Consider the following 16,960-nt stretch of genomic DNA (forward strand, 5'->3'; position numbering starts at 1 on the left):
CGCGGAGCGGGTACCCCTGCGCTGCGCGCAGGGACAGCGACCCGCTCCGCTTCGCGGAGCGTGACCGGCCTCCGCTTCGCTCCGGCAGGCTCCGGCTTCGCCTCCGCCAGGGCCTTCCGCTTCGCTCCAGGCCCCATGGGAGCGGGACGGCACTCCGCTTCGCTCCATGCCTTGACCAGCCGCTACGCGGCCGGTGGGTCCGTCCGCTGCGCTCCCGGACCGGGCCCGCTTCGCGGGCGGCTGGCTACGGCCGGGGGTCGGCCGGCCCCGGTGCGCCGGTCACCGGCCGTGCATCAAACCGGGGCCCGGATCAGCTCTTGAACCATGCTGCATCACACCTGATGCAGCATGTACCTTTGGCGGAACCTGGCCACACCCCCTGAACGCCCCTCTCCCGGCCCCGCACCACCCCTCCGGCACCCATCCACCCGAAACGAACCACGGGCCCGCAGACGGGCACACAGACCCCTTCACGACCCTCCCCCACCCCGCCCGGACCGGATGCATCACGGACGACCTGTGTAGCATCCCGAACTTCCCCCCACTCCCCCGGACCGGCCCGGCCGGCCCGCCCACACACACCGGCCTGAACAGCACAGACACCCATCCCGCACCCTCAACCACCCGCGGAGCTCCACCACATCTGACACACCATCGGGCGTTAACTGACGGGCAATCAGACACCCACCACCAAATACAAACCGTCGCTACCAATACCCACCTGGGAAACTCACCGCACCCTCCGAATTGCGCACCCATTTTGCGATGAACAGGGCGCAGGAGCACGCTGGATAAATGAGCGCGCCAATCATCATCCACCCCCCGTCCCCGACCGGCGGGCGGCGAGTCACTATCCGTGGGCAAATCGTCGGGCTCGCCCATACCGACCTCGACGTCGAGGAATTCCTCCGCCGGGCCGGCCTTCCTGACGCCGAATATCTGCTGGACGATCCCTCCTGGGTGCAATGGCGCGGTGGCCGGGCACACCGGTACGAGGCCGCATAGCCGCCGTGCGTCATCTCGCGGCGGCCCCGGGTGCGCGTACGCGGGGACGTACGCGACCACCCGACCGGTCGGTGCACGGTTGTTGCGTCGGCGGGAACGGGCTGTACGGCGTTCTGCGGGGCGATCTCCGCACTGGGCGCCCCAACGGGTCCGGGGCGGGTGACGAACGCTCAGAGAGCCGTTCAGGGCCGCTGAGGCGGTACGCGTGTAGGGTCTCGCCGGCCGTGGCCAACGACGACGCTGTGACCTGGCGGTTGTCGCGCTGTCTCACGGCTTGGCCAACCGTCCAGTCTCACGACCGTGGCCAAATCCTCGGGACAGCCACCGACGGCAAGCCCTGGACCTGCGGAGTCTCACGAATGGCCGTCGCTTGGCCATCGTTCGTGAGATTTGGCCACGGTTCGTGAGACCCCACAACGCGCGTGATCATCCCTTGCCCATGTCCACGAATCGCGAGTAGTGGCCCTGGAACCCGACGGTGATCGTGGCGGTGGGTCCGTTGCGGTGCTTGGCCACAATCAGATCGGCTTCGCCGGCGCGGGGGGAGAACTTGTCGTAGACGTCCTCGCGGTGGAGCAGGAGGACTAGGTCGGCGTCCTGCTCGATCGAGCCGGACTCGCGTAGGTCGGACATCACTGGCCGCTTCTCGGTGCGCTGCTCGGAGCCACGGTTGAGCTGGGAGAGTGCGATCACCGGGATCTTCAGCTCCTTGGCCAGGAGCTTGAGGTTGCGGGACATCTCGGAGACTTCCTGCTGCCTGCTCTCCGCCTTGCGTGAGCCGCCGGAGCCCATCAGCTGGAGGTAGTCGACAACGAGGAGGTCCAGGCCCCGCTGCTGCTTGATACGCCGGGCCCGGGAGCGGATCTCCATCAGGGACAGGTCCGCGGAGTCGTCCACGAGGAGCGGGGCGTCCTGGACGGCCGCCGTGTGGTCGGACAGGCGCTCCAGGTCCTCGGGGGTGACGGTCCCGGACCGGATGTGGTGCAGAGCAACCCTGGCCTCGGCGGAGAACAGGCGCTGTGTGATCTCGTCGCGGCCCATCTCCAGGCTGAAGAACCCGACGGTCTTGCCGTGGACGATCGCGGCATGGCGGGCGATGTCCAGGGCAAGGGTGGACTTGCCGACGGCGGGGCGGGCGCCGATGACGACCAGCTGCGAGGGCTGCAGCCCCCCGGTCAGCGCGTCCAGGTCCTCCAGGCCGGTCGGGAGGCCCGTCAGCGCGGTGGCGCCGCCGTTGCGCATCCGGGCCTCCAGACCATCCCAGAACCCGGGGACATCCGTGCTCACGGGCGCATAGCCGGAGGTCTGCTCTGGGCCCTTCAGCGCGTCCAGGAGCTGTGCTTCGGCGGCCGACCGGATGTCGTCCAGGTCGCCTTCCCCCGCCGCGCCCATCTGCGCGATGGCGCCCCCGGCCCGTACGAGACGGCGCAGCACGGCCCGCTCGTGAACGATCTCGGCGTAGTACGTGGCGTTCGCTGCGGTCGGCACCGCCTGGACCAACTGGTGGAGGTAGGGCGCACCGCCGACCTTGTCGAGCTGGCCGCGCTTGACCAGCTCGGCCGCGACCGTGATCGGGTCGGCCGGCTCGGAACGGGCGTACAGGTCGAGGATCGCGGCGTGGATCGTCTCGTGGGCGGGGCGGTAGTAGTCCCGGGCCTGCATGGCGCAGTCGAGGACGGAGCCGATCGTGTCCTTGCCGTCCAGCAGCATCGCGCCGAGTACGGACATCTCCGCGTCGAGGTCCTGCGGCGGTGCACTGTCGCGCTGCTGACGCGGGATCGCGTCCGAGGCGGGACTCATCGGGCACCCCCGGCGGCCTGGCCGGCGCGGACCCGGGCGAGCAGTCCCATGCCATCGATCGGGCCCGCCTCGGAGCGGCCCCGGCCGAGCCGGTCCATCTCCTCACGGCGGCACCGCGAGCAGTCGCCCTCCGGGTACGCCGGATGCCGTTCGCACATCCCCGGCGGGACAGTCCGGCCCACATCATGCGCGGCGCCCGTGGCCGGAGCAGCCGGGAGCTCACGCAGGTGCTTCTCGTAGACCGCCGGGGCATACCGCACCCGCTCCGGGTCACACAGCCGCGCCAGATGCGCCCGCAGGCCGGACATCGTCCACCCCGCAGCCACCGCCGTACGCACCAGCGGCACCAACTTCCGGGCCGCCGCCTCCGGCACCGTGCCAGGCAGATCCGTGAGCATCGTCAGTGCGGCGCGGTCGTCGGCGCCCTCGCGCGGACCCGGCACACCAGCCCCAGCCGGGTTGTCCTCCGGCGTAGCCGCCTCTCTCTCTTGCCTCGGCTCGTCACAGACGTCCCGCGCGTCAGAGAGAGAGTCTTCTTCCTCACCAGTCTTGATCTTTTTAGCCGCCGAGCGACCGGACGTCGGTTGACCGGACATCGGTTTCCCGTATGTCGGTCCGACCTGGGATTCTTCGGTATCTTCGCAGGTGGGACCGACATACGGCTTTCCGGTAGCCGGTCGCTTCGCGGCCTCTCTCGGGTCGAGGTGCGCGGGCTCGACCCGCACGGCCTTGACGTTGCCGCCGGCCAGCACGTCGTTCAGCATCACGGCGACGTCGTCCACGGTGAACGCGATCGAATCGACGCTGAACGTCGTGTACCAGGACCCCCCGCGCTTCTGCGCGGTGCTGCCGTCTGCCAGCTCCACCACTTCGGACCGGAGGCGCTGGACCTTGAACTTCACGACGAACGCGTTGTCCACCAGGGCTCGCATCGCCTTGGCGAGCGACTCGCGGCCCTCGTCGTGGGTCTTGCTCAGGGCCTCCACGGTGACCTCGTCGCCGTCCCTGGCTCGCAGCAGCGTGGACAACAGCCCCTTCGCGGTCATCGACCGCAAGGTGTCCACCGCGCCGTTGTCGATTGCCACGAAACGCGGCGGCCTACTTACACGCTTCCTCACAGGGCCACCCCCGCCCCGGTCAGGACGGTCTGATGCCCGCCGCGCCGAGCTGCTGGGCCATACCGGTCAGGGGCGTACCCCATGCGCTGTCCAATCCGGCCTCCGCACGGTGGATCACGCAACGCGTGGGTACACTCGACGGAGACCTAGCCGGGTCGCCCGCCGCCACACTTCGGATTGCCGTCCTGTGTGGAGCACGGCGGGCATTAACTTTTGGTGAGGGCGACACTACGCCCCGTGGCCCTGGTCCCAGAACTAGGGCCCGTGTGGACCTTTGAGCCCCCGCCGATCCGGTGGGGGCTCGTTGTGTCGCGCGTCATTCTCGTGTCCCGACGAGCCGAATTCGGTAATCGAGCCCGACACGCTGATAGGGCGGGAGCGCGTCAGCTAACGTCGTAGTCGTAAATCGATTCGCGACCGTTTCCGTTGATGCTGACGCCGTACTCCACGGCAACGCTATTCGCGTCGCGAAGGATTGTTCGCGCTTCTTTGATTGCGCAAGGCAGTTCAATTCCGAGGAGCGCCGCATCTGCTTCAGTCGCCATGCGAGCGGAAATTCGGTCCTGTCCGTAGACCGCAGTCATTCCGGTCTGCTCTTCGAGATACGCCCAACTACCTTCCTTGATGCGCTCCGTTTCGAGGAGCCTAGGAGCGGCTGCGGCGAGGTGTCCGTCGTACCAGCTTGTAGAGGCGCTGATCGGCTGGTTCTCGGAGTTGTACGTGATGCGCACGCGGCGAATTACCGGAGCGCCCTCCTGTACGGACAGAACCTCGGCCACGTCGGCCGGGGCCGGCGCCAGTTCGGCGCTGACGATGCGGGCGTACTCGCCAGCGGTGTAGATCCGTCCCGTCCTGCGGACAGCGGCGGCTCGATCCCGGCCGCTTCGGTGGAGGTGATCAGCGGCGGCCCGTACGCGAGTTCCCGATCCCTGCACCGCCTCTACCAGGCCCTGCGCCTTCAGTGCGGTGATGACCTTCTGGGCGGTAGCCCGGGAGATTCCCCACTCCTGGGCGATGTTCCGGTCTGAGGGGATGAGGTCACCGGGGCGCAGTTCGGCGGAGTCGATTTGGTCCCTGATGTGGGCGATGACCTGCATGTACGGCGGCAACGGTCGCTCGATCTTCGGCATTTCAACCTCCTGCTTTGCCTGACGTGTTGATGACAGGCTAGCCCATGGGCTTGACAAGGACTAGCGGCTAGGCCACTTTTGACGAACGGTCAGCGCAACGGCCGTGACAGCACGACCCCGGGGTGGCACCCCCGGGGCCGCTGTCGGACCGATCTGTGAGAGATGGAGACCGACATGTCGATTGTCGCTGAGTGGCAGCCTGCCCCGTTACGAGCGGGGCTGGCCGAGGAGATCGAGCGCCAGGAGCGCGAGGACGACGCCCGTGGTCCGGAGCCGGAGCAGCGCACGGTGCTGGCTGTGGTGCTGGAGCGGGACGGCGCGCGGTGCTGGTGCACGGGTGGCTGCGGCACGGAGCCGAAAGGGTCGTCGTGCGCGGCGGAGTTGTCGTACGGGGTCGAGCTGATCGCGGCCCCGATTCCGTTGCCGCTGACGGAGCACGAGGCGGCGGCCGTGCGGGTCGAGGACCTGCACCCGTGGTGCGTGCCGTGCTGGAACCGGGCGCGCCGGCGGAACACGGCGGCGGCGGCGGAGGCGCGGCGGCGGGAGCTGGCCGAGGCGCAGATGGAGCTGTTCGCCCCGGCCGACGCGGCCGGTTCGGGGGGTGGTCTGTGATGGCGTACGGGCAGATGCGCGTGCTCCTGGTGGACCGGATCGCGGGTGCGGTGACGGCGGCGGCCCGGGTGGGGCGGTTCGCGGTGTGGCTCGCGACGACGACTCGGATGCGTCCGAGCGACCTCTACGCGGCTCTGGCGACGGCCCGGTACATGGCGGCTCACGAGCTGATCGAGCGGACCGCCGACGCGGTCGAGATGGACGACGACCCGGAGGTGGACGTCGTCCACCTCTCCCAGCCGCTGTGGTTTGGCGGCGCCACGATTTATGAGGAGCGGTAATGGCGAACGTCTACAACTGGGCCGACGACGAGAACGACAGCGAGCCGTCCCCGGCCGGACAGCGGACCTACTACCCGACTCAGGAGGAGTTGCGGCAGGAGTGGCAGGAGGAGCGACTCGCGCGCCGCGACCGGCGGGCGGCGGAGGAGCAGGAGCGGCTGAGGGAGAGCACCGTGCCGCGTCCGTCGCGGCACACCCACAAGGAGAAGACCCACAACATCAACGTGGGGTTCAAGGCGTCGGCCGGCGGGAGCGGCGGCGGTCGTGGTGGTCGTGGTGGTGACCGCGACGACGGCGGCCGGGACGGTGGCGGTGGTGGCGGTGAGCGGCACCAGGGCGACCGGCTGATCTACGCGATCGAGCGCATCGAGTTCCGGTCCGACCGGGACATCCTGGCCCTGGCCAAGGCCATCAACCACCTGGGCCGTGAGCTGCACCTGATCCTCGGCATGCGGGCGGAGGAGCTGAACGGGGTGCTGAGCACCTACAAGGGCAAGTGGTACACCTTCGGCGCCTCCAGCCGGGTCAAGGCGCGCCTTGTCTCCGCGCACCTGAAGGTGTCGGCGGAGGCCGCGAAGGCGCTGGGTGTCGGTTCGCTGAAGATGGCGCACGCCTTCAACAGGCACTTTGTGCAGCCCGAGCGGGAGGCCCGCCAGAAGCGCAACGGCACGCGCCCTGGCCGGTCCTTCACGATCGGGGACGAGTGATGACGCGGCGCAGGACGACGGCCGCCGCTGCGGCGGCGGCTCCGGTCAACGGCACGGGCGCAGAGGTCGCGACGGTCGGTAAGGGCGGGGTGGTCAGCTATCTGGCGGGTCGCATCCTGCCGTACGCCTCTCCGTGGATCGCGGCGGGCACGCTCCCGCCGCTGGCCGGACTCGGCACGCATGCCATGTGGGGCGACACCGCGATGTCGGCCGGCTTGGCCTCGGCGCTCCTGGCCGTGGGCGGCGCCGGGCTCACGGCGGTGGTCTACAAGAGCACCCCGTCCGGAACCAAGTTCGCCAGTTTCCGCAGGGTGCAGGCGACCGCGTCGATGGCGGCCGGGATGGGGTGGCTGACCACGGCCACGGCGGCCGGGCCGCTCGGGCACCCGATGATCGACCTGTGGCTCCTGTGCGGCGGGCTTTTCGCCGCGTCGTGGAACGTGCGCCAGATCCTCCGCAACGGCGCCTCCGGCGACCCCTCGGAGACCAACGACGGCGGCGGCCTCGGAGCCCTGGCACAGGCGATCGGCTGGGAGAGGGTCGCGGTCAAGGACGCGAAGGGCACCGGCAAGGGCGTCGTGAAGGGCACGGTCGAGGTCGAGGCCGGGGGCACGATTGAGGCGGTGCAGGGCACCACGTCGAGGGTGGCCGCCGCGCTTCAGGTCCCGCCGTCCGGCGTGATCGTCACCCCGGACGCGGAGAACGCTGGCCGGGGCACGATCTCGCTGCGGGTCGCGGACCTCCTGAAGGACGGCGTGCCGTTCGCGGCCCCGGACGCATTGGGCATGATGCCCACTCACCCGATTCCGGTCGGCCTGTACGCCGACGGGGAGGTGTGGCTGCTGGACCCGTTCAGCGCGCCGATCCTCCAGCACGTGCTCGTCATGGGCGTGACCGGTGCCGGGAAGTCGGAGTTCCTGCGGTCGCTGGTCGCGCACCTTGCCACCCGCCGCAAGATGACCGTGTTTTTGGTGGATTTGGCGAAGGGCCGGCAGACGGTCGGGCACATCGCGGACGGCATCGACTGGCTGATCCAGGACGTCAAGGAGGCGAAGCGCCTGTTGCGGGCGCTCCCGGCCGCCATCAAGGCCCGCGGCGATGTCCTGGCGGCTGAGGGCCTGGACCAGTGGACCCCGGAATCCTCGCTCAACGCGATGCTGGTGTGGATCGAGGAGGCGGCCGACGTCGCCGATTTCCAGGAGCTGGAAGAGATCGCACGCAAGGCCCGGTCGGTGGGCATCTGGCTGGGCATCAGCCTTCAGCGCGCCACGTGGACCAACGTGTCCACGGACGTGCGCGCCAACCTCCAGGGCGCGGTCTGTTTCGGGGTGGACAAGCCGGCCGACGCCTCGTTCTGCCTGCCGGACATGGTGACCGACGCGGGCGCGATTCCGGCCTGGGGGAGCAGCCGCCCCGGGTACGCGTTCGCGGCCGGCATGGGCATCCCGGACTCCCGGACCACGATGGAGGTCCGCTCCGGTCTCACCGACCGGCACGAGCTGGCCGCGCTGGTCGAGGCCGCCGCCCCCTACCGGGACCCCCTGGACGAGACGACGGCCGCCGCGCTGGGCCAGGCGTACGCGCAGCGCACCCACCGGGGCACCAACCGCACCACCCCCGGCCTGGCCCCGGCCCCGGCCGCGACGATCCCGCCGCCCTCCGCCTACCGGGACTACACGGACGGCCTGGACGACGAAGACGACATGACCAACGCCGAGGAGACCGCCGAGATGGAGATCCAGGACGTCTACGACGAGGTTCTGGGCGCCATCCCCGGCGACCCGGAGCCGGACGCCGACTACGCCGGGCTGCGCCTGGAGGACGACGTCCCCGACGCCGACCCCGGGTCCGACATGGAGTTCGCCGCTCCCCGCCGTGCCGGTACGGAGGAGGCCCGCCACATCCTCTACGTCGAACTCGACGGGTGGGCGCAGGCGGGCCGGTTGGAGTTCGAGCCCGCCGACCTGATCCCGGCGACCACGGCGGCCGGCCGCAAGCGCCCGTGGATGCAGGGCGAGCTGAAGCGCCTCGTGGAGGCGGGCGTGCTCCAGCACGACGCCCACGGGTCCTACAGCATCCTGCACTCCCCCCTCCAGCCCGCCTAGCCGTCACCGATTGTGACGACCTGACAGTCGCGGCCGGGCCTGACTCCCGACAGTCAGGCCCGCCCGGGGCCTATAGAGAAGTCACGGAACATCCCTGGTGACAGCCCTGACAGTGCCCTCTGACTGTCAGAAATCCCCACCCCTGACACCCCCTGACAGTCACTCAAAGTGACGGAGGATTCGATGCACACCGGAGACGCCGGAGACCTGCGCCGCGCGGAGAGGCAGGCGGCCGAACTCGCCGCCGAGGTGGCCGACCTGCTCACCCAGATCGAGCGCACGACCGGCGAGGGTTCGGTGCGCGGCACGATCACCGGCCCCGGATTCGAGGTCCGGCGCATCGGTAGCCGCTGGACCGTTCGCACCTGACCGCCCCTCGAACGTCCAGGAAGGATTCGCAGTGAACGAGACCCGACTCACCCCGCACTCCTGGCCCGCCCCGGGCCCCCTGACCGGCCCTGTGGAGCTGTACGCGGAGCGCCCCGCCGCCTCGGCCGCGCCGGTCGTCTACGTGCCGGACGCGTACGGGCGCATGGTCCCCGTCACCCGCGCCCAGGCCGACGCCATGCGCGCCATGGTCCCCGCGACCACCCCCCGCGACCTGACCCCGCAGCCCCTCATCGACCCCCGCGCCCAGGTGGTGCTCGCGGCCGGCGTGGGGACCGGAGCGGCGGCGGCCGGGGTCGGCTACGGCCTGGGCCAGATCCTTGCCCCACTCGCCGCGATCGGCTCCAGCAGCGTCCTGTGGGCTCTCGCCCTGGCCGCAGTCCTCGGCACCACCGCCCGCCGCACCCCCGCCCCCAGCACATACGTCACGAACCACGTGGACGCCCGGTGGTGGGGCCGGGCGTGCTCCACCACCCGCACCCGCTGACGGCTGCCTGTCCGCCCCGCCCACCAGGGCCGGGCGGGCGGGGAGCCGGACAGCCGTCCGGACACCAAAGCGCCGGGACACCCCCCATCTACCGCCAAGCAGTCAAGGGGCGCCCCGGCTCACCTCCCGAAGGAGATAGCCATCGTGTCAGACATCGCTGAACAGCAGGCAGCCGACGCCCTTGCCCAGCAGCGCATCGCGGAGGCGCAGCGCGCCGCCGAGGCCGCCGAGGCCGCCCGCCAGGCCGCCGAGGCCGCCCGACGCGGCTGAACCCCGCCCGCGCCCCCGGGCCACGGCCCGGGGGCGCCCCCATTCCAGCTCGACACCGGAGGCACCCGTGACACCGACGACCTACCAGACCACCCCGCCCGACGCTCCGCCCGGACACGGATTCGCTCCGCATGGGCGGGCCGGTGCTCCGCCCGCACCCGGCAGGGGGGAGGATGCCGGGATGAATGACACGCTGACGGGTGACCAGCAGGCGGCCCCCCGGGGGGCCATGGCCCCGGCCGCTCCGGGACCGGCCCCGGCCGCTCCGGGGACACGGGAGGCCGCTCCGGCCACGACGACCGGCGCTCCGCCCAGCCCCCGCAAGGGCGGCCCGGGGTGGCCGGGGGCGGCCGGGGGTGGGGTGTCCACGGCCGGGGCCGCCCGTGGCGCGGCCCCGGCCGGTGTGGCCCCCCCGGAGGCCACCAGGGGGACCCGCACGGTCAACTGGCTGTTGCTGGCCGTGGCCGTCCTGGGCATGCCGACAGTCGGCGTGATCGGGTTCGCCGCGTCCTACTCGACCCTGGAGCGGTTCGCATTCACCCACGGGTTCAGCGAGGATCTGGCCGCCTGGTTCCCCATCGGGGTTGACGTCTCCATCGTGGCGTTCCTCGCGGCCGATCTGGTAATGGTCCGCCGGGGCACACCATGGTCCGTGCTGCGCATCGCCGCGCACGCGATGACGCTGGTCACGGTCCTGCTCAACGCCACTGACGGTCTGAAGACGGAGCCCGGACAGAGCGTGTGGGACGGGCTGCTGGCCAACCCGCTGTGGGCCGTGGGCCACGCCGCGATGCCCGTGCTGTTCGTCATCGGGGTGGGGGCCGCCCGGCGGCTCCTGATGCACACCGCGAGGATCAAGGACGGCAGCGCCGTCGACCGCATCCCGCTCCATCGCTGGGTGCTGGCCCCGTCAGCGACCGGCCGCCTCTACCGGCGCATGCGCCTGGCCAACGTGCGGTCCTACCCGGAGATGGTTCAGCGCGAACAGGACCTCGCGGGGTACGAAATGTGGCTCAGGCAGAAGTACAAGGGGGACCTCAAGAAGGCGTCGGAGATCGAGCGGTTGCCTATGACGATGGCGCCGCGCGGCTACACCGTGAACGAGGCGCTGGCCCTCCCGGAGAAGTGGGCAGCGCAGGAAGCGGAGCGCAAGAACCAGAAGACGGAGCGGGAGCAGGCGGAGACGGAGCGCCAGCGCCAGCAGGAGAAGGCGCAGCGGATCGCGGACGAGATCAGGAAGGCGGAGGAAGCGGAGGCAAAGGCGCAAGCGGATGCCCGGGTCGGTGTAGCGGAGGCGGAGGCGGAGGCCGTCCAGGCGGAGGCGGAGGCCCGCGCCGCCACCGCGAAGACGCGGGCGGAGCTCAGCCGTACGGCGGCGGAGCGCCTGGCCCGCCAGGAGGCGGACGCGATCAAGTCGGCGGAGGCGGCGGAGGCGCGCCGGGCCGAGGCGGAGGCCGACCGGATCACGGCGGAGGAGAAGCAGCGCGCGGAGCAGGCGCGGGCGGAGGCCGCCCGGATCGCGGAGGAGACGGAGCTCCAGGAGCAGCGGACGCACCGCGCCACGGCCGCCCGGATCAGGGAGGCGGAGCGCCTGGCCGACGCTGAGGAGCGGGCGGCCGAGGCGGCGGTGCGCGCGGCGGAGCTCCGGGCGCAGGCCGCCCGGATCGAAGCGGAGATCGAGGCGGCCGAGGACTACGCCCGTCTCGGGGTGCGCCAGCGCAACGCGCGCCGGGTCGCGCGCATGTTGCTGGCCGCGCACCCGGCCGGCACTCCGGCCGCCGCGATCACCGTGGAGGCGGTGCCGCTCGCCACGATCATGGACCGGCTGAGCATCGGCCGGACGGTGGCGAGCGAGGTACGGGCAGAGGCCGTCACGCTGATCGAGCAGGGGTACGACGGACAGGTCGACGCCACGTTCGAGCCGCAGGAGCCGCAGGGCTGAACCACCCACTACGCGGGAGGGGCGGCACCCGATGGGTGCCGCCCCTCCCGCGTGCTCCGGCCGTCCCGGCCGCAGTCGCCGCGTACGTTACCGCGCCCGGTCGTACGTCAACCGGATGACGTACGGTCAGCAGAAGGCGCCCGCAGCCAGGTCCGATGGCTGCGGGCGCCGCTGTGCGTCCGCGGATTTACCCGGCGGACTGGAGGGTCTGGAGGGTCTGGGCGGCCAGCTTCATGCGGCGCTCGTGGGCCTGGTCGAGGTCGGCGAGCAGCATGTAGGCGGTCACCCCCGGGTCCTGGTCGAGGTCGGCGAGCGCGTCCTCCAGGGCGGGGTGCCCGGCTTCCTGGATCTGCCGGTAGGCGGCCTCGTCCCGGGGCGAGCCGCAGAACCACATCCGGGCACGGGCGGAGGCGGCGCGCTCCTGCCACATCTCGATCGCGATGCGGGCCTCATCGACCGCGAGGACGTAGGCGTGGTGGGCGGCCAGCCACGCGGGCGCGGTGCTCAGCGCCTCCCAGCGCACCTCTACCTGATGCAGCAGCCGGTCGCGGTCCGCGCGGGCCACCTGCTCGTGGGCCAGGCGGTCGCGGACGTCGGTGTACCGGGCGACCGTGTCCATCAGGGCCGCCAGGCGCATTCCCTCGATTTTCGGGATGTTCGGGCCGGCGTCGGGGTGCGCGGCCCGCCAGCGGCCCATCGCCCTGTCCAGTTCGGCGTCCATCGTTTCGCCGTGACCGGTGAAGCCCTCGATGTTGACCGGGTCCAGCTTGAGCATGTCGGTTCCTTTTTGTCGGTGGTCGGGGTCGATGCCCCGGGAGCGCAGGTCTGCGTACACGGTCGGCCGGCTGATCCGGGCGGCCTCGGCAAGCGCGGAGACGCGTGTCTCGCCCGCCTGCCACGCAGCGGCGATCAGATCGGCCCGGCGGCCGGGCCTGGACCAGTCACGCAGCTCTGCCAGTGCGGTGTCTCGTCTCGTACTCACACCAACAACCTTCCTGTAAAACGGTTTTACATGGCAAGTGGTTTTACATAGATCGGCCGGAATGTGCCCCTGCCCGGCCGAAACACACCAGGGGCGGCACCCGGTGCGGGTGCCGCCCCCAGTCGAGGCCGAGCCGTCTACGTCAGCCCCGCCGCCACCACCGCCGCCGCTCCCCGCCCGCCCCGGTCTCGCCGGAGGCAGACTCCTGCGGGCGCGGGGCCCCGGAGCCGGTCTCACGAGCCTGCGCGGGCACGGCCGGCGGGGAGAGCGCCGCCCGGTCCGGCGCGGGCGTCAGTGCGGCCAGGGCCTGGCGCAGGTCCCCGATGTGCGCGGCCTGTGCAGCGAGCTGGTCACGCAAGTGCCTGGACTCCGCCTCAGCGAGGGCCTGCGCGTGCTCGGCGGTCGCCAGCTCCAGCGCATGCGCGAGGCGCTGCTGCTCCAGCTCGGCGCGCAGTGCGGCCACGTCGGCCGGCTGCTCCTGGCGGCGGTCGCCGGTCCCGGCGGCTGGGGAATCCGCGGTGACGTCCTCGGCGCCGGCCGGGGCATGCAGCCGGAAACCTGCGGCCAGCAGGTCCTCGACCGGGATCAGCCACCCGCGCTGCTCGTCCTGGACCGCGCCGGGCAGCTCTCCGGCCTCGCGGCGCCGGCGGATCGTCGTGCGGCTGACGCCGCACGCGATGGCGGCCTCCCGCTGGGTCAGCATCGGACGGGTACTCATGCGCCTATCCTCCCGCGTCAGGGCACGTCACCCTCCCACTGCCACGGCCCGGCCGGGCTTTCGGGGTCAGGTGCGTATGAGGCGCGCCCTCCGGCCCCGTACGCGCCGTACGGGGTGATCAGGTACGCCCCGCCGGCGATGTCCTCGCGGGGCCAGCCGGTGACGTCCACCAGCTGGCCGTCGAGCGGCCCGCCGCGCAGCTCGCGGTACGTACGGCCGGGCTCAGGACCGGCGGGGGGTTCACTGCCGTAAACCGTGGGGTCTGTCATGGCGGCCAGTTTGACCCCCGCGCATCAGCGCCTGCGGGTGATCACGGAAAGTCAAGCGACGTGCGCTATCAGCGAGTTATGCTCGCGATCTCTCCTGTCCGGAGGGTGCGAAAACGGGGTGGCACATGGGGAAAAAGCGACATGGCGACAACAACACCGAGAGCCTTTCGGGGGAGTTGGCGGGCGCGATTGGTGTACTGGTCATCGTCACGGGCGGATTGGCCGCTATCAAGGACAAGCTGGGCTTGTCCTGGACGGCGACGGTACTGCTCACCGCAGGCGTGCTCGTTCTGCTTGGATATCTGGCCTGGCGGGCCAGACGGCTCCTCGCTCGCCTGCTGACTGGTGAAATCCAGACCAGCGGGGCGCAGAAGACGGAGATGCCCGGAGCGGTCCCCGGAGGCGCTGAGGAGGAGGTCGACGCGGCCCCGATTGATGCACATCTGACGACCGCGCTAAGCCGGGCCGGAGCGATCGGGAAAGATGAATCCATTCTCGCGGAGGATGTCAGGACCGAGCGCCTGCCCGTGGGGACCGTCTATGAGTTCTCGATGCCCCGGAGCCGTACGCATGAGGACGTGGCAAAAAAACTCGGTCCGATTGCGTCCATGCTCGGCGTGACCCGTCTGCATCTGAAGCTGGAGACGAGCAGAAAAAGCGAGCGCTGTGTTCGTCTTCTGGTCCTGGACGAGCCGCCGTTCAGCAATCTGTTTCCCGCACCCACCCGGCAGGAAATCCAGGCATTTCCTGGTGTGCCCCTCGGTCATGAGGTCGCCGGGAAACTCGGGGGAGTCCCGACATTCGAGCGGGCCTCTCTCCTCGTCGGCGGGATGACGCAGAGCGGCAAAACTACATTCGTTAATGGGCTCATTACGTGTCTGCTTGTCGCGTACGGCGAATTCGACCTGTATCTGCTCGACGGGAAAATGTGCGGGCTGACCCGGTTCGAGAAAATCGCGGTCCGCTACGAGGCGTCCGACGATCCGGCCGTTATGGAGAGCATGCTCGATGAGCTACTGGTCCGTGTGGACGGCCGGTACGCGGAAATGCAGGATGCCATCCGGAACAGGCGGCCCGTACCGAAATTCAAGCCGGTATTTTTTGTCATTGACGAGGCGGCCGACTTCTACACCCACAACGGCACCGCGGACTCCAAGGAACAGGTGCGGCGCGTGGAGGACAAATCACGGTCGCTGGTCGCGAAAGCGCTGGAGTCCTCCATCAATACCGTGATGCTGACGCAACGCCCCGCACGGGATGCGATCCCGGTAAAGGTCCGTGATCAATTCCTGTACCGTATGTGCCTCTACGTGGCATCCGAAGGAAGCGCGAAAGTGGCTCTCGGAGACACGTACTTTGAGACCGTGGCCCCGATCCACCCGGCGCTCCTCGACTCCACCATCAAGGGCCAGGGCGTCCTGTTCGCTCACGGGGTATCAAACCTGATCCGGGGATTCGATTTTCCGGACTCCTTCATCTGGGACATCGTGGACGAGGTGGCCGCGCGGCGGGAAAAAGCGATCCCGGATTCGCCGCTGAGGCGGGCCATTGGTCTGATGCAGGACGCCGGAGTGGAATTCATGCCGACCCCTGACCTGGCCGCAGCCCTGGGCATCACGGAATCCAATCCGGTCGAGCGTGGGAAACGGCTGAGTGAACTTTTGGGGGTGCGGGCGGACCGGGTCAGGAGCGTGCGCGGCTACCGGCTCGACACTCTCAAGGCAGCCGCTATGAGCGGTGCCTGACCGACCTACGGCCACCGGCCAAAGCACCGGCCGGCGCACCGTCTGGCGACCGTCCGGCCACCGTCCGGCACCGTCCGGCCGATGCGGTGAGGACGGTCCCAGACGGTGGCCGGACAGTGGTCGGACGGTGCCGGATGCCGGTGCTGACCAGCGAAAACGACTGAAAGGGGGGCGGGGCCATTGCGCGCCGCCGCAACCGCCTATATCGGCGTAGGGGCCACCGCGGCTGTCCTGGTGGCCGGCCTTGTCCAGGCCGCCGCCGAGGACACCGCCATCGGCCAGGCCCTCGGCGTGGCCGTCCCGACCGAGTACCGGGAGCTGGTCGAGGACGCGGGGCAGACCTGCCCGGAGATCAGCCCTAATCTGCTGGCCGCCCTCATTCAGCAGGAATCCGGTTTCAACCCGCGCGCCGAAAGCGAAATCGGGGCACAGGGTATTGCGCAGTTCAAGCCGTCCACCTGGGAATCCGACGGAATCGACGCGAACCGTGATGGTGTCCGCGACGTTTTCGACCCGGAGGACGCGATCCCGTCCTCCGCGAAATACCTGTGCAAAATGGCTGAAGAGACCAAAGATGTGCCCGGGGACAGGCAGGAAAACATGCTCGCCGCGTACAACGCGGGCGCCGCCAAAGTCCACAAATACGGTGGCGTGCCGCCGTACAAAGAGACGGAGACATACGTCAAATCGATCGGCGCTATGGCCGAGATCCCGACCGGCGAGACGGCCCCGACAACCGATCAGGCTGCCACCGCTATCAATGCCGCGAGCGATGAAATCGGCACCCCGTACTCATGGGGCGGGGGGAATGCGAACGGCGCCAGTACCGGCACCTGCTGCTCACCCAATGGGAGTTCCGGGGCGAGCATCCGGGGTTTTGATTGCTCCGGCCTCACCCTGTACGCCTATGCACAGGCCGGAATCAATCTGCCCCGTACGGCGGCGCAGCAATACGCAGTTTCCGAGCCGATCGAGCCCGGTAAGATCCGCCCGGGGGATTTGGTTTTCTACGGGTCCAGTGCAGCGTCTATTCATCACGTCGGGATCTATATCGGGAGTGGCTACATGATCGAGGCCCCCCGGCCCGGCGTTGCGGTCCGTATTGCCTCCATCTATTCCATGCACGACCTTTACGGTATCGCGCGTCCCGTGAGTCACGAAAGCAAGGAGATCTAGAATGAATGCGTTCATCGCTGCTCCGGTCGATATGTCCACCGGGTTCACGGACTTTTTTGACACGATCGGATTGACGGGGGTCGGACTCGTCACCAAAGGAATTGCCGCTGTAATCGCTGTTGTTGCGGTACGCATGATGCTGCAAATCACCGGCGACCCCAAAGTGGCCCTGCGAAGGGGGTTGATGGCTGTCGGTGTGCTTTTCGTGGCCGTGATTCTCGCGATG

General features: G+C 69.8%; 18 protein-coding genes. 12 read left to right on the top strand and 6 right to left on the bottom strand.

Annotated elements, in window-relative coordinates; genetic code table 11:
• Positions 1–795 precede the first annotated feature (795 nt).
• The gene (locus tag FKN01_RS31255; RefSeq protein ID WP_143626026.1) at positions 796–1,005 is read left to right on the top strand and encodes a hypothetical protein; all 210 of its coding nucleotides are present in this window, start codon (positions 796–798) and stop codon (positions 1,003–1,005) included.
• Between the two features lie 426 nt (positions 1,006–1,431).
• Here FKN01_RS31255 and dnaB read toward each other — a convergent pair whose 3' ends face one another.
• The 3 genes from dnaB to FKN01_RS31270 form a co-directional block, all read right to left on the bottom strand.
• Positions 1,432–2,805 carry a replicative DNA helicase gene (gene dnaB, locus FKN01_RS31260; RefSeq protein ID WP_143626027.1) on the bottom strand — a complete coding sequence of 458 codons (1,374 nt, stop codon included), beginning with the start codon at positions 2,803–2,805 and terminating at the stop codon, positions 1,432–1,434.
• On the bottom strand, positions 2,802–3,890 hold the full coding sequence (locus FKN01_RS31265) for a hypothetical protein (RefSeq protein WP_143626028.1): 1,089 nt from the start codon (positions 3,888–3,890) through the stop codon (positions 2,802–2,804). Before FKN01_RS31265 ends, dnaB begins: the two co-directional genes overlap by 4 nt.
• A gap of 416 nt (positions 3,891–4,306) precedes the next feature.
• Positions 4,307–5,053: a GntR family transcriptional regulator gene (locus FKN01_RS31270; protein ID WP_143626029.1), complete on the bottom strand. Its 747-nt coding sequence runs from the start codon at positions 5,051–5,053 to the stop codon at positions 4,307–4,309.
• A gap of 174 nt (positions 5,054–5,227) precedes the next feature.
• Between FKN01_RS31270 and FKN01_RS33640 the strand changes: the two genes are divergently transcribed.
• The 8 genes from FKN01_RS33640 (at position 5,228) to FKN01_RS33650 (ending at position 11,844) form a co-directional block, all read left to right on the top strand.
• The gene (locus FKN01_RS33640) at positions 5,228–5,665 is read left to right on the top strand and encodes a hypothetical protein (protein WP_143626030.1); all 438 of its coding nucleotides are present in this window, start codon (positions 5,228–5,230) and stop codon (positions 5,663–5,665) included.
• Positions 5,665–5,946 carry a hypothetical protein gene (locus tag FKN01_RS33645; RefSeq protein ID WP_143626031.1) on the top strand — a complete coding sequence of 94 codons (282 nt, stop codon included), beginning with the start codon at positions 5,665–5,667 and terminating at the stop codon, positions 5,944–5,946. The genes FKN01_RS33640 and FKN01_RS33645 overlap by 1 nt, the downstream gene beginning before the upstream one ends.
• The gene (locus tag FKN01_RS32760) at positions 5,946–6,653 is read left to right on the top strand and encodes a hypothetical protein (RefSeq protein ID WP_185993064.1); all 708 of its coding nucleotides are present in this window, start codon (positions 5,946–5,948) and stop codon (positions 6,651–6,653) included. The genes FKN01_RS33645 and FKN01_RS32760 overlap by 1 nt, the downstream gene beginning before the upstream one ends.
• Positions 6,653–8,758: an FtsK/SpoIIIE domain-containing protein gene (locus FKN01_RS31290; protein WP_143626032.1), complete on the top strand. Its 2,106-nt coding sequence runs from the start codon at positions 6,653–6,655 to the stop codon at positions 8,756–8,758. The genes FKN01_RS32760 and FKN01_RS31290 overlap by 1 nt, the downstream gene beginning before the upstream one ends.
• A 183-nt stretch (positions 8,759–8,941) precedes the next feature.
• On the top strand, positions 8,942–9,127 hold the full coding sequence (locus FKN01_RS31295; protein ID WP_143626033.1) for a hypothetical protein: 186 nt from the start codon (positions 8,942–8,944) through the stop codon (positions 9,125–9,127).
• Between the two features lie 31 nt (positions 9,128–9,158).
• On the top strand, positions 9,159–9,632 hold the full coding sequence (locus FKN01_RS31300; protein WP_143626034.1) for a hypothetical protein: 474 nt from the start codon (positions 9,159–9,161) through the stop codon (positions 9,630–9,632).
• A gap of 144 nt (positions 9,633–9,776) precedes the next feature.
• Entirely contained in the window at positions 9,777–9,902 is a 126-nt protein-coding gene (locus FKN01_RS33490) for a hypothetical protein (RefSeq protein WP_260697087.1), read from the top strand.
• 181 nt (positions 9,903–10,083) lie between these two features.
• Entirely contained in the window at positions 10,084–11,844 is a 1,761-nt protein-coding gene (locus FKN01_RS33650; protein WP_185993065.1) for a DUF2637 domain-containing protein, read from the top strand.
• A gap of 187 nt (positions 11,845–12,031) precedes the next feature.
• Here the strand turns inward: FKN01_RS33650 and FKN01_RS31315 are convergent, their stop codons facing one another.
• The 3 genes from FKN01_RS31315 to FKN01_RS31325 all read right to left on the bottom strand — a co-directional run bounded on the left by FKN01_RS31315 (position 12,032) and on the right by FKN01_RS31325 (position 13,813).
• Positions 12,032–12,826 carry a hypothetical protein gene (locus FKN01_RS31315; RefSeq protein WP_260697088.1) on the bottom strand — a complete coding sequence of 265 codons (795 nt, stop codon included), beginning with the start codon at positions 12,824–12,826 and terminating at the stop codon, positions 12,032–12,034.
• A gap of 142 nt (positions 12,827–12,968) precedes the next feature.
• Positions 12,969–13,544, bottom strand: coding sequence for a helix-turn-helix domain-containing protein (locus FKN01_RS31320; RefSeq protein ID WP_143626035.1), 576 nt, complete (start codon positions 13,542–13,544; stop codon positions 12,969–12,971).
• A gap of 17 nt (positions 13,545–13,561) precedes the next feature.
• Complete coding sequence (locus tag FKN01_RS31325) at positions 13,562–13,813, bottom strand: hypothetical protein (protein WP_143626036.1); 252 nt, start codon at positions 13,811–13,813, stop codon at positions 13,562–13,564.
• 125 nt (positions 13,814–13,938) lie between these two features.
• Here FKN01_RS31325 and FKN01_RS31330 point away from each other — a divergent pair, with 125 nt between their 5' ends.
• The 3 genes from FKN01_RS31330 to FKN01_RS31340 form a co-directional block, all read left to right on the top strand.
• Complete coding sequence (locus FKN01_RS31330) at positions 13,939–15,558, top strand: FtsK/SpoIIIE domain-containing protein (RefSeq protein ID WP_143626037.1); 1,620 nt, start codon at positions 13,939–13,941, stop codon at positions 15,556–15,558.
• 180 nt (positions 15,559–15,738) lie between these two features.
• Positions 15,739–16,734: a bifunctional lytic transglycosylase/C40 family peptidase gene (locus FKN01_RS31335; protein WP_143626038.1), complete on the top strand. Its 996-nt coding sequence runs from the start codon at positions 15,739–15,741 to the stop codon at positions 16,732–16,734.
• A 1-nt stretch (position 16,735) separates the two neighbouring features.
• On the top strand, positions 16,736–16,960 hold a 225-nt coding region (locus FKN01_RS31340), incomplete at its 3' end, for a hypothetical protein (protein WP_143626039.1).

The sequence above is a fragment of the Streptomyces sp. 130 genome (genome assembly GCF_007096885.1).
GTDB lineage: Bacteria > Actinomycetota > Actinomycetes > Streptomycetales > Streptomycetaceae > Streptomyces.